At 39.8% G+C, this 13,424-nt stretch carries 14 protein-coding genes; 9 read left to right on the top strand and 5 right to left on the bottom strand.

Translation table 11 applies throughout. From position 1 onward, the window contains the following. Positions 1-1,714: T9SS type A sorting domain-containing protein (locus ABS766_RS16365; RefSeq protein WP_408086273.1), on the top strand; the 1,714-nt coding region annotated here is incomplete at its 5' end. On the opposite strand, the gene ABS766_RS16360 is transcribed toward ABS766_RS16365, so the two are convergent. Together ABS766_RS16360 and ABS766_RS16355 are read right to left on the bottom strand one after the other, a co-directional pair. After that, entirely contained in the window at positions 1,715-2,473 is a 759-nt protein-coding gene (locus ABS766_RS16360) for an alpha/beta fold hydrolase (protein WP_408086276.1), read from the bottom strand. It lies immediately after the preceding gene. A 5-nt stretch (positions 2,474-2,478) separates the two neighbouring features. Next, positions 2,479-3,192 (bottom strand): pyridoxine 5'-phosphate synthase, encoded by a 714-nt coding sequence (locus ABS766_RS16355; RefSeq protein WP_408086272.1) that lies wholly within the window; start codon positions 3,190-3,192, stop codon positions 2,479-2,481. Between the two features lie 99 nt (positions 3,193-3,291). On the opposite strand from ABS766_RS16355, the gene ABS766_RS16350 reads away from it, so the two are divergent. From ABS766_RS16350 to murI, 8 genes are all read left to right on the top strand, one after another. After that, complete coding sequence (locus ABS766_RS16350) at positions 3,292-3,951, top strand: CBS domain-containing protein (protein WP_408086271.1); 660 nt, start codon at positions 3,292-3,294, stop codon at positions 3,949-3,951. Positions 3,952-3,959: 8 nt separating this feature from the next. Then, a complete protein-coding gene (locus ABS766_RS16345) occupies positions 3,960-4,847 on the top strand; it encodes an NAD kinase (protein ID WP_408086270.1) in 888 nt (295 codons plus the stop codon). A 154-nt stretch (positions 4,848-5,001) separates the two neighbouring features. Beyond that, positions 5,002-5,685, top strand: coding sequence for a type IX secretion system protein PorG (porG, locus tag ABS766_RS16340; RefSeq protein WP_408086269.1), 684 nt, complete (start codon positions 5,002-5,004; stop codon positions 5,683-5,685). Positions 5,686-5,687: 2 nt separating this feature from the next. Further along, entirely contained in the window at positions 5,688-6,428 is a 741-nt protein-coding gene (locus tag ABS766_RS16335) for an isoprenyl transferase (RefSeq protein WP_408086275.1), read from the top strand. Positions 6,429-6,435: 7 nt separating this feature from the next. Continuing rightward, positions 6,436-9,063 carry a BamA/OMP85 family outer membrane protein gene (locus tag ABS766_RS16330; RefSeq protein ID WP_408086268.1) on the top strand — a complete coding sequence of 876 codons (2,628 nt, stop codon included), beginning with the start codon at positions 6,436-6,438 and terminating at the stop codon, positions 9,061-9,063. A 38-nt stretch (positions 9,064-9,101) separates the two neighbouring features. Then, the gene (locus ABS766_RS16325) at positions 9,102-9,968 is read left to right on the top strand and encodes an OmpH family outer membrane protein (RefSeq protein WP_408086267.1); all 867 of its coding nucleotides are present in this window, start codon (positions 9,102-9,104) and stop codon (positions 9,966-9,968) included. A gap of 58 nt (positions 9,969-10,026) precedes the next feature. After that, positions 10,027-10,536, top strand: a complete 510-nt coding sequence (locus tag ABS766_RS16320) for an OmpH family outer membrane protein (protein ID WP_408086274.1) — start codon at positions 10,027-10,029, stop codon at positions 10,534-10,536. Positions 10,537-10,597: 61 nt separating this feature from the next. Further along, positions 10,598-11,380, top strand: a complete 783-nt coding sequence (gene murI, locus ABS766_RS16315) for a glutamate racemase (RefSeq protein WP_408086266.1) — start codon at positions 10,598-10,600, stop codon at positions 11,378-11,380. Here the strand turns inward: murI and ABS766_RS16310 are convergent. The 3 genes from ABS766_RS16310 to ABS766_RS16300 form a co-directional block, all read right to left on the bottom strand. Continuing rightward, positions 11,377-11,901 carry a gamma carbonic anhydrase family protein gene (locus tag ABS766_RS16310; protein WP_408086265.1) on the bottom strand — a complete coding sequence of 175 codons (525 nt, stop codon included), beginning with the start codon at positions 11,899-11,901 and terminating at the stop codon, positions 11,377-11,379. The two genes, murI and ABS766_RS16310, sit on opposite strands and share 4 nt — an antisense overlap. A 67-nt stretch (positions 11,902-11,968) precedes the next feature. Beyond that, positions 11,969-12,967, bottom strand: coding sequence for a PorP/SprF family type IX secretion system membrane protein (locus tag ABS766_RS16305; RefSeq protein WP_408086264.1), 999 nt, complete (start codon positions 12,965-12,967; stop codon positions 11,969-11,971). Between the two features lie 235 nt (positions 12,968-13,202). Further along, positions 13,203-13,424 (bottom strand): T9SS type B sorting domain-containing protein (locus ABS766_RS16300; RefSeq protein ID WP_408086263.1); only part of this gene is annotated, 222 nt, incomplete at its 5' end.

The raw sequence follows: 13,424 nt of genomic DNA, 5'->3' as shown, positions 1-13,424 counted from the left end.
CAATGATGGAGATTTAATAAACAATGTTAATTATCCTTCATACACTATAGATGGTGCCAAGATTTATGAAGACGGCACTGTACTGGCATATGCATACGGATATTTTAAAAAATTTCAGCCATTACTCACAGACCCTGTACAATACCCGGGCTATCATGAAGAAATTACAGATTTTGATATTAAAGATAATAACCTTATATGCATAATATATACTGCATATTTTAAAATGTTTCCTGAATCTAGTGTTTTTGCACAAACAGATGCTGTTGCAGAAAATATATCACCCCAACAAACCGAAAATACATTTTATTACTCCGGAGAGGGCACTTCCAAGGCAATAGGAAACCGGATAATAACGGACAGCCAGGGAAATTCAGTAATACTTTCTAAAGAATGGTATGGGGAAGAGATTACATCGGACGGCGCTTCCACACCTTTTAAATATTTTGTATACAAATATGATGCTGATTTAAATTTTGTATGGAAAATTGAAATACCTTATCAAATTACAAGTAGTTCCACATATCCCAACGCCGCCATAGGAGCAGATGATTCCATTTACATTTATACCTATGACACCCATCAATTACTAAAAATATCACCGGCAGGAGAAGTATTATATTCAGCGCCTACAGATGGTTGTATTGATATTGTAACAGACCAGAATGGCAATATAAATGTTATTAACATGGATATGCTTGATTACTCCAATAATAATTATTCTTCTTCAATCCGTATTATTAACTCTGAAACAGGCACATTGGAAGATTATTTACTTTTTGAAGAAGCAGAATATATTGGCAGCTATATGTCTCCTGAAGGAGATTATTATTTGTTCTTTCTGGACGGCAGATATGATATTGCTTCAAAAAAAATAAAGATTTATAAAAACTTCTCTCTCCTGTCTTCAACAGATCTTAATGTAAGCGGGCAGTACAGTTATATAATAACAATACCTGTCAGCGAAAACGGCACCCTTTACTTTTTACAGGAAGATATCCCCTCTATATCTCAATTGTGCAAACTCAATATAAATGGTTCATATCAGGTTACAAATATCCCCCACAGTGTTGCAAATTTTAAACAATTTAACAGCGGCAAGGTGCTAACATTTTATGATAGTGGAGATGTGTTTGTTTATGACGAAAATTTAATTCAGGTTGCCAGTAACTCAAATATGGGTTATTACGCCGGGTACAGCCCAACGTTACGCCCCTTTGGTAACTATATGCTTCTTGGAGCCTGGGGAGGCGACTATTTTAAAGTAATTAGTGAAAATGCAGCACTATTAGGTGAATTTGAATTTAAAGGAATTTTAAATTCAAAATTTTCTCAGGTTTACCAAAACAATCTTTTAACTACAGGAGATTTTGGTAATGGAATAGTTACTGAAGAGGCCTATCAGTGGGATAGGGGATTTGTTCATAAATATGATTTGGCAGAAGCTTTTCAACAATTCACTGTTTCCTTACCTGAACTACCAGCAGACCCTGACAAACTTACTATTTACCCCAATCCTGCTTCAGATTATATTACTATTGCTGCGCCTTATAATTCTATGATACAAACAGTAAAAATCTTTGATATATCCGGGAAATTAGTAAAAAATTCTGAAGAAGTCCTTATAGATATTTCAGAATTAGCATCCGGGCTGTTCATAGTAAAAGCCTACACGTATAACAGGTTATTTATATCAAAATTTATTAAACGATAATTATAAAAACTCCAGTGTATATTGTAAAAATTCTTCCGGATTTTCGGCATGCAGCCAGTGGCCGGAGTTGGTAATGGTTTTTATACTGTACTGCGGGTAATGCTTTTTAATAACGGCCAAATCCTGCTCGCGTATATACCCCGATTTTTCACCCTTTAAAAACAATATGGGCCTGTCATACACACTGCCTTCAGGCAGGGCTTCGCCTATATTGTCAATTTCCTTATTAAATACCGGCAGGTTAAACCTAAAGTCAAGCTGGCCCTGCTCCTTCCAGTATAGGCTTTTTGCCAGGAACTGGCGTGTACCTAAATCCTTAATATATTCGCCCAATATATCTTCTACATCACTGCGCGAAGGCTTTACCGAAAAATCAACCGCATTAAGCCCCGCCAGTATATCCTGATGGTGCGGTGGGTAATACTGGGGGCCAATATCGGCTATAACCACGCGGTCTAAAAGTTCCGGGTGCTGCATGGTAAAAAACATACCTGCCTTACCACCCATAGAGTGGCCTATATAATCAATCTTTTCCAGGTTATACTCTTTGCAGTACTCAACCATATCCTGCACCATAGCCGTGTAATTAAAAACATCAGAGTGAAAACTCTTGCCGTGGTTGCGCATATCTAGTGCATGCACCTCAAAGCCTTTGGCTACATAATCTTTGCTCAGGGTTTTCCAGTTATCGCTCATGCCCATAAAACCGTGTACAATAAGCAGCGGTTTCCCTTCGCCCTCTATACGTGAGTGTAAAATCATATTTATTTTAATTTTTGAAGGTACATATTCACAACATTTTCCAGCCCCATGTATAAAGCCTCTGCAATTAAGGCATGCCCAATACTTACTTCCAGCAACCCTGGTATATTATCTTTAAAAAACTTAATATTATCAAGGCTCAGGTCGTGTCCGGCATTCAGCCCCAGGCCAAGTTCGGCAGCCAGTTTGGCGCTCTCCACATAAGGCTCAATCGCTTTTTCATTGCCAAGGCCGTACTGGTGGGCAAAACCTTCAGTATACAGTTCAATACGGTCTGCCCCGGTTTTTATGGCGCCTTCAATCATTTTAAGGTCAGGGTCCACAAAAATAGAGGTGCGTATGCCATTCCGTTTAAATTCGCCTATCACCTCATGCAAAAAAGCCTGGTGGGTTATAGTATCCCAGCCCGCATTGCTGGTTATGGCATCATCCGCATCGGGCACCAGGGTTACCTGTGTGGGCTTTGTTTCCAACACCAGCTCAATAAATTTTGGCACAGGGTTGCCCTCAATATTATATTCGGTATATACTACAGGTACCAGTTGGCGGGCATCGCTATAACGTATATGCCGTTCATCAGGCCTTGGGTGTACCGTTACCCCATGGGCGCCAAATTTTTGCACATCGGCAGCCACTTTAAGTACATCGGGTACATTGCCCCCGCGGGAGTTACGCAGGGTAGCTATCTTGTTTATATTTACACTCAGCTTTGTCATGATAAATATTTCGTCTGCATTTTCACACAAAATTACAAAGTTAAAAAGGCTTTTTATGCTAATTTTTGATTAATTTGCATAACATTACAGTAAATGCCTATGACTGATATAACCGACTTTTTGAGCAACACCATCAAGCCTTTACAAATAACTGACACTGTGGCCGATGCCCAGGACCTTTTTGAAGAATATCCTTTCTCGCATTTTCCTGTACTGGAAAGTAATGTTTACATAGGGTGTGCAGGAGCCGAAGATGTAGAGCTCATGGGGATTGAAAAAACCATGGCCGACCTGCGTTATAATTTTGAACGCTTTTTTGTAAGAGATACTTCACTTTGGCTGGATGTGCTTGAGGTTTTTGCTAAAAACGAAACCAACCTGTTACCGGTACTCAGTGTAGATAACAAATACTTAGGGTATTATGAAATTACCGATATTATAAAGTTTTTTCATGAAACCCCCTTCCTTCGCGAAGAAGGAGGCATATTGGTGGTAGAAAAAGGCATTACCGATTACAGTATGAGCGAAATAGCGCAGATTGTAGAGAGCAATAACGGCAGGCTACTTGGATTATTTATATCTCAGGCCACTACCGAAAGGGTGCAGATAACCGTAAAAATAACCCTTGGCGGCCTTAGCGAAATAATACAAACCTTTAGGCGCTATAATTATGATATAATAACTGAACACCAGGAAGATGCTTACCTGAACACGTTAAAAGACCGGTCTGATTATCTTGATAAGTACCTGAACATATAATGCTCCCAATGAAAATAGCAGTTTACGGCCAATACTACAAAGACTACAATACCGAAGAAATTATTTATAAAGTATTAGAAGTACTGGAAGCCCATGGGGCTGATGTGGTTTTTGAAGCTAATTTTTACAAGCTGCTTTCCGACAAAAAAATACTAACTAGCGATTTTCCTCTCTTTACCTGCCACGAAGACCTTGATGTGGGGGTAGATATGTTTATAAGCGTGGGGGGCGATGGCACCATGCTGCGCGCTGCCACCCTGGTGCGCAACAAAAATATACCCATTGTAGGCATAAATGCCGGAAGGCTGGGGTTTTTAGCCACTGTGCAGCAGGAAAATATAGAACTGTTGCTGCCGCTTATTTTTGAAAATAAATATAAAATTTCCCCACGCACCCTGCTAACTGTTGATTATAAAGGCAAACCACCGGAACTTATTGACCTGGATTATGCTCTTAACGAAGTTACCGTGAGCCGTAAAGACACCACCTCTATGATTACCATAGACACCCGTCTTGATGGTGACCACCTTAACTCTTACTGGGCAGACGGCTTGATAATTAGTACACCTACGGGTTCAACCGGATATTCATTAAGCTGCGGCGGCCCGGTACTTATGCCCGATGTAAACAGTTTGGTAATAACCCCTATAGCCCCACACAACCTTAATGCCCGCCCATTGGTTATACCAGACGATACCGATATAGAGCTTTGCGTAAGCAGCCGCGAAGAACAACACCTTGTTTCGCTCGACTCACGTATTATATCGGTTGATGTAGAAACCACTCTACATATAAAAAAGGCAAATTTTAAAATTAACCTTGTTGAATTCCCACAGGAAAAATTTCTTGATACACTGCGTAAAAAACTGCTTTGGGGCGAAGACAAACGAAATTAATTTTATTAAATCAGCACCACCCATATACTACATTGGCTCATATTCCGTTTTCAACACTGTATATTTGCCTATATGGCATCTATAACGGTAAATTGTCTATAGTTAGGCGTTTTACAAAATCTATATTATTATATTTGCACCCAATTTTCATTTAATGAGGCGTATTCTGTTTGTATTATTTTTAATGGCATTTACCTTTAAGGCTGGAGCACAGATAAATGAGGTGGGTATTTTTGCCGGAGGAAGCAACTACATAGGCGATGTGGGGCCTACCACCTATATTGCCCCCAATGACCTTGCTATAGGCCTGCTGTATAAATGGAACCGCAGCCCAAGGCACAGCTGGCGGGCATCATTTACCTATGCCGATATCGCTTCTAAAGACATTGATTCTGATGTTTCAGGGCGTAAGGACAGGGGGTATGAATTTAAAAACAGGATAAAAGAATTATCGGCAGGGCTTGAATTTAATTTTTTTGATTTCAACCTGCATGAGGCAGAGGTAAAAATAACCCCTTATGTATATACCGGGTTAAGTTATTTTTGGTACGACGAAATTTATATAAGCAACAACCAGACCAGGAGAGACGGCGGGGGCAGCGCCCTGGCCATACCCATGACGGTTGGTATAAAAAGCAACGTGCTGGAAAATTTTATTATTGGTTTTGAAGTTAGCCCCCGTTACACATTTACAGATAACCTGGACGGCAGCAACCCGAAAAACAACACGTATGAAAATTTACGTTTCGGTAACCTTGAAAGTAATGACTGGTATGTGTTCACAGGGTTTACGCTAACCTATACCTTTACCGAAAAACCCTGCTATTGCGCGGAATAAAGATGGATAACACTACAAATATAAATACCGCCAGCCTGCCACGCCACCTTGCCATCATTATGGACGGCAACGGCCGTTGGGCCAAACAACAGGGCATGCTGCGCATTTTTGGGCATGAAAACGGTGTAACCAGCGTACGCACGGTAGTAGAAGAGTGCGCACGCCTGGGTATTGAGTTTCTTACCCTGTACGCTTTTTCAACCGAAAACTGGAGCCGCCCGCAACTTGAGGTAAAAACATTAATGGGCCTGCTTATAAAAACGCTCAAAAAAGAACTCAAAACATTTCAGAAAAATAACATAAGGCTTAATGCTATCGGCAATACAGATATGCTGCCGGATAACGTTAAGCAGGAGTTGTTTCATGTAATACAACAAACACAAAACAACAGCAAAATGACGCTTACCCTGGCCCTTAGCTATGGGTCTCGCGAAGAAATCACTGCTGCTGTTAAAGCCATAAGCCAGCAGGTACAAGAAAATGGCCTGGCAATACAAGACATTAACGAAGCGTTAATAGACCGGCACCTATACACCAATGGCCTGCCCGATGTAGACCTTGTTATAAGGACCAGTGGCGAACAGCGTATAAGTAACTTTTTGCTTTGGCAAATAGCCTATGCCGAATTTTTCTTTACCGATGTGCTGTGGCCGGATTTTCGCGAAAAAGACTTACATGAGGCTATTGCCTGTTATCAAAAAAGAGAACGTAGATTTGGAAAAACCAGTGAACAAATTAAATAACACAAAAATGTGCTGCAGAAGCATTGCATTATTTATTGGGGTATTATTTTTTATAGGAGGCAATAAAGCCCTGGCACAGCAATTTGACCAGGAAAAAAAAGAATATATCCTGGCTGGTATAAACGTTACCGGAAAAATCACCTATAATGAGCAAACCGTTGTAACCTTTACCGGTTTGCAAAAAGGTGAAGTAATTGAAGTACCCGGCGAAAAAATAAGCAACGCCATAAAAAAACTCTGGAAACTGGGACTTTTTAGCGACGTAAACATTTACAAAGACAGGATAGTAGGCGACAGCATATACCTTGAGCTTAATATTTTTGAGCTGCCCAAACTTAGTGATGTACGCATTAAAGGCGTAAAAAAAGGCAAAGCTGAAACGCTTATTAAAGAGACCTCGCTAAAAAAAGGCATCTATGTAAACGAAAACCTGCTTACTACCACAAAAAATTATATTGAGAACAAATATAAAAAAGACGGCTATTTTAACACCAAGGTTGCTATTAATGTAATACCCGAAGACAGCCTTAACCTGGTTAAAATGGTAGTAAATGTAGACCGTGGTAAAAAAGTTCGCATTAGCGATATCGATTTTCATGGTAACGAACAGCTCACCAATGCCAAGCTTAAAAAGGCTATGAAAAAAACAAAGGAAAAATCTTTCCTTAACCCGTTCCGCATATTTACACCTTCTAAATTTATTGCCGAGAAATATAAAGAAGATCTTGGCCATGTTATAGACAAGTATAAAGAAAACGGTTACCGCGATGCCCGTATAACATCAGACACCGTAGTGTATAACCCTAAAAAAAATCAGGTTGCGATAGATATATCGCTGGAAGAAGGCCGTAAATACTATTTTGGCGATATTAAATTTTTGGGTAACACCGTTTATAACAACCAGCAATTACACCAAATGCTGGGCATTAAAAAAGGAGATGTATACAACGGGGTGTTACTACAGGAAAGGATTGCAAACCCAAACAAACCAGATGGTAATGATATTACCAACCTGTACCAGAACAACGGGTATCTTTTCTCAAATATTAATGCAGTAGAGGTAAGTACAGAAAATGATACTATAGACTTTGAAGTGCGTATTGTTGAAGGCCCTATTGCTTATTTTAATAAAATAAATGTTGTTGGTAACCTAAAAACCAATGACCACGTTATATACAGGTCTTTACTAACAAGGCCGGGACAGAAATGGAATAAAGAAGATGTAATAGCTACCATAAGGGAGTTAGGCCAGCTGGGCTTTTTTGACCCTGAAACCATTCGCCCCGATGTAAAAAATGCCGATCCTTCTACCGGGACTGTAGATGTTGAGTGGAACGTTACCGAAAAAGGCTCAAGCCAGATACAGCTTCAGGGCGGTTATGGTGGCGGTGGCTTTATAGGTACCCTGGGGCTTTCATTCAGCAACTTCTCAATGAGGAACATCTTAAACAAAGATGCCTATAAACCTTTACCAATGGGCGACGGGCAAACGCTTTCATTAAGGGCACAGGGTAGTACCTATTACCAAACCTACAGCCTTTCTTTTACAGAGCCGTGGCTTGGTGGCAAAAAGCCTATCCAGTTCTTTTCATCATTCTCATTTAGTAAACAGTACCTCTACAACTATTACAGCAGAGATGTAGACAGGTCTCAAAGCTTCACTATATCATCGTTAACATTAGGGCTTAGTAAAAGGCTTAGCGAACCCGATTTTTACATGAGGCTTTCGCACTCGCTTACATTTCAGTATTATGACCTAAACAATTATAACACAGGATTGTTTACCTTTGGAGACGGAACATCGCGTAACTTTGCCTATACTGTAGAGCTAAGCCGGGATAACAGGGGCCGCAACCCCATATACCCAACTTATGGTTCATTGTTCAGCCTTAGTTTCAGGACAACGCTGCCAACATCGCTCTTTAACGGCATTGATTATGCAGCGCTTAAAGATAAGCCCGAATACAAGCTTAGAGACAGCAACGGAGATTTTCTTGACAGCAACGGAAATATAGTAAGCAATTATCAGGATGCAACGGTAGATGTAGCAAAATATGACCAAAAGCGCTTTAGCTGGCTGGAGTATTATAAAGTTAAATTTAAAGGCGATACCTATACAAAAATTTATGGCGACCTTGTATTAAGAGCCTTGGGAGAATTTGGTTATATGGGCGCATATAACAGAGACCGTGGGCTTGTACCATTTGAAAGGTTTTACCTTGGTGGAGACGGTATGGCAAACTATTCGTTAGACGGGCGCGAGGTAATACAGCTAAGGGGATATCAAAACCAGGCGTTGGCGCCAATTATAGATGACCCTAACAGCTCTCAATACGGCCAGCAGATAGGGGCAACAATATATAACAAATACTCGTTAGAGTTGCGTTACCCTATTACGCTAAAGCAACAGGCATCAATATATGCCCTTACATTTGCTGAGGCCGGTGCATCGTTTGCTGACTTTAAAGATTATTCGCCTTTTCAACTAAAGCGTTCGGCCGGTTTCGGGCTTAGGGTATACATGCCTGCTTTCGGTTTATTAGGTATAGATTTTGGTTATGGATTTGATGCGCCTCCGGGGTATACACAAAAAAGTGGCTGGCAAACGCATTTCATCATTGGCCAGTCGTTCTAAAAAAAATGGCATGATATTTTCTAATACGTAAAGAGATTATGAAAAAACACTTTTTAACAGCACTTTTGATGTTTGCCTTTATAACAGCCGGGGCACAATCGGCACGAGGGGTTAAAATTGCCTATATTGATATGGAGTACATCCTGAATAAGGCACCCGATTATGCCGAAGCAAAAAACCAGCTGGAGCAAAAGGCAGAAAAATGGAAACAGGAAATTCAGGTTAAAAGAAATGAAATAAACCGCCTTAAAGAAGCCTTACAGGCCGAAAGGGCACTTTTAACCAAAGAACTTATTGAAGAGCGTGAAGAAGAAATCCGCTATCAGGAAAAAGACCTTTTAGACTATCAGGAAAAAAGGTTCGGCCCAATGGGAGATCTTATTTCGCAAAAGGCAGTACTGGTAAAACCCGTACAGGACCAGGTATTCAGTATAATACAGGATTTGGTAGAAAGCAGGAAGTATGATTTTGTGTTTGACAAATCTTCAGACCTTTCAATGGTATTTGCCGCAAAAAGATATGACATAAGCGATTTGGTGGTAAAACGTATATCACGCAGTGCAAAACGTGAAAAACTAAGCGCTAAAGAAATTAAAAATCTTGAGGAAGAAGAAAGAAAAGAAGAATTGGCATCAGACCCGGAATATGCCGAAAAACAAAAGGCTATAGAAGAAAGGGAAGCAGAAAGGCAAACTAAGATAGACGAAAGAAAAGCTGCCCAGGATGCAAAAAGAGCCGAGTATGAAGCAAGGCGTGAAGAAATGAAACGCAAACGCGAAGAGCAGCGGCAGGCGGCAATTAAAGCCCGTGAAGAAAAACAAAACGCAAGGAATAATAACAATAATAACACTCCGGCAAGTAATACACCAAACACAAAAGATGACCCTACATCCGGAGATGATTAATACGTGTATTATAAAACTAGAATCATAAACAAAAATTTAATTATAAATACCTTAAATGATGAAACAATTGAAATCTTTTTTAATCGCTGCATTACTTTTTGTTGGGGCCAGCCAGGCGGTATCGGCACAGGCAAAAATTGCACATATAAATGTAAGTGAATTAATGAGTACCATGCCTGATATGAAGGCCGCTAATGCCCAGCTTGATAAGCTTACCCAGAGTTATGATAAAGAATATAACACTATGGTAACAGAGTTCAGGACAAAAGTGCAGCAGTATGAGCAGGAAGCAGCCCAGCAAACAGAAGCTGTAAATGAAGCACGCAGTAAAGAAGTTCAGGACATGCAAAAAAGAATTCAGGATTACCAGCAAAATGCCTCTAAAGAGCTACAGGAAAAACAAGAAGCTATATATAAGCCAATACTTGAAAAATCAAGGGCTGCCATACAAAAAGTAGCAAAAGCAAAAGGCTACCAGTATGTGCTGGATTCTTCTACAGGAAGCGGCGTATTACTTGCTGATGGACCAGACCTTTTAGCTGACGTTAAAAAAGAGCTTGGCTTCTAAGCACAATCTTAAAGATATAAACTTAAAACGGCTGTATAGCCGTTTTTTTTATATTTGCCATATGGATAAAAATGCTAAACCCATTGGCTTGTTTGATTCTGGTATTGGGGGCACCTCTATATGGAAAGAAATTCATGCTGCCCTGCCGTATGAAGATACTATATACCTGGCCGACAGTAATAATGCACCGTATGGCCTAAAGCCAAAACAGGATATTATAAACCTTAGCATTAAAAATACCGAATACCTGCTTTCAAAAGGCTGTAAAATAATTGTGGTGGCATGTAATACCGCTACCACCAATGCCATAAAAAAACTCCGCGAACAATATAATGTACCCTTCATAGGTATAGAACCTGCCATTAAACCGGCAGCTATACATACTAAAACTAATACAATAGGCATTCTGGCTACAAAAGGCACGCTTAGCAGCGAGCTTTTCAGTCAAACGGTATCAGGCTTCAGAAACATAAATATAATTGAACAGGTGGGCTATGGGCTTGTTGAGCTTATTGAAGAGGGTAAAATCTATTCTGATGAAATGGCAGCGCTGTTACATTCCTATCTTCAACCCATGATAGCACAAAATATAGACTGCCTTGTTTTAGGCTGCAGCCATTATCCGTATTTAATACCATTACTTAAACAAATATTGCCGGATAATGTTACCATCATAGATTCTGGAGAGGCAGTTGCACGGCAAACCAAAAACATCCTTAGCGCAAATAACTTATTAAATACTTCGGGTAAGCCGGGCAATGCTGAATTTTACACCAATGCAGATCCTAAAGTTTTACAAAGTATATTGGGCGATAGCCATTCTGCTAACCGGCTTGATTTTTAAACATCCGCATCCGGCTTAAACCACGATGAATATAATACATAATTGTTGGCTATACGGTCAATCTCTCCCGCAAAGGCAGACTCATCTATAGCCTTTACTTTTTTAGCGGGTACACCGGCATATATAGAGCCCGGTTCTACTACTGTGTTTTGTGTTACTACCGCTCCGGCTGCAATTATAGAGTTACTCTCTATAACGCAGTTATCCATTACAATTGCTCCCATACCAATTAACACGTTGTCTTTAACAGTACAGCCGTGCACTATGGCATTATGCCCTATAGACACATTATTGCCAATTACAGTAGGATGTTTTTGATAGGTACAGTGTATTATGGCGCCATCCTGTATATTAACTTTGTTGCCAATTTTTATATAGTGTACATCGCCGCGTATCACAGCATTAAACCAAACACTGCAATTATCGCCAAAAGTAACATCGCCAACAATAGTAGCATTATCAGCCACAAAACAGTCTTCAGGTATTTGAGGATATTTACCCCTTACTTCTTTTATAATCATGCCCAAATATTAAAATAAAAAATCCCGATATACACTATCGGGATCAATTAATAAATATACCTTATAATTAGTTAATTGCAGGACAATTACAATCGTATTTTTCTCTCTTACAAAACAGGTCTATACCCAAAGTAATCTGGTGGAAACCACTGTTGTCAAACTTAACATCTCCGGTAAGGTAGCTGTAGGTATAGGCAAACATAAAGTTTTTATAGTTAACGCCCACAATAGGGGTTATATACTGAAGGTATTGCTCATCTATAGATCCGCCCGGGGTCGCCTGGTATTGTGCACCGTCTAAGCTCCTCCTGTAAGATAAACCACCCCAAAGCCTTCCAAAATCAAGTTCTTTATATACTTTAAGGTTAACATCAATAGTTTTTTCTTTTGTTTCATCAACAGCCTGGAACATGATAGATGGTTCCCACTGTAAAGACTGATTAAACCCGAAAACATAACCAACACTCAAAAGGTATTTTCTAAGGTTATCACTTTCAACATCTGTATAAAGATCCCTTTTGCTGGCAATAGCATTTTTTACAGTAAAGTGTGCATAAAAATCAAGAAAATGGTATGATGCACCTATATCTACATTAAAATAAGAATCTTTCTGTTTCATACCCCCGTCAATAATAGGGTCAAAATCAGGATCAAATTCTGTTTCATCAAGGCGGCTCTGAACAAGGCCTGCACTCATACCGAAAGAAAGCATGTTCAAATCATAATCGCTCCTTGAAAAACGTATGTGGTGGGCATAAGTAACCTTAGCCCCTGTTTGCGAATGATACCCGTTTTTGTCATTAAATGCAATAACACCAATACCAGATTGAGGCCCTACACTACCGTTAAAACTCAATGTCTGTAATTGTGGCGCATCGCTTTCGCCAAACCACTGCTGGCGCGCTGTAAGCCTTACCTTAGCACAGTTTGCGGCACCTGCCATTGAGGGGTGTATAAGATAATAGTTATCCGAAAGGTAATCTGAATAAACGGCAATCCCTTCCTGTGAGAAAGAAATTTGAGTTAATAACAATCCAAAAATTAAATAAAACTTCTTAAAATTCATGTGGCCTTATTCGTTTATTGATGAATGAGCATTGTAAAAACCTGTGTGGCAATTATTGTAAAATAAGATCTAAATACTATCAGGTTTCCCTTTCTATGTAACATTCTTACTTTCCAAGTAACTTTCCATAGCGGTCAAATATATAAATTTTTGTCTTAGGTTGGTTAATTAATCCAAATAATATTGAAAAAAATGCTGCCAATACTGACAGCATTTCTGCTTATCTGTTAAACTGTTAACGTTTTATTGCAAAATGTGACCTGAACTCTTTGCTCTGGTCTCCTTCAGTGTATTTTACAAGGAACCAGTAGTCATCCGAGGGTACCGGCTGACCGTTAAAGGTACCGTCCCAACCTATGCCGTCAGGGCTGATCTGTTTCAGCAGCTTGCCGTAACGGTCAAAAATGTAGATCCGCGCCGAGGCATCCAGCCCGGTGATGTTCCAGTAGTCGTGGTA

Source organism: Flavobacterium rhizosphaerae (genome assembly GCF_046000445.1).
Lineage (GTDB): Bacteria > Bacteroidota > Bacteroidia > Flavobacteriales > Flavobacteriaceae > Flavobacterium > Flavobacterium rhizosphaerae.
Note: the sequence above shows the minus strand (reverse complement) of the source record. Positions and strands in the feature narration are given on the sequence as shown.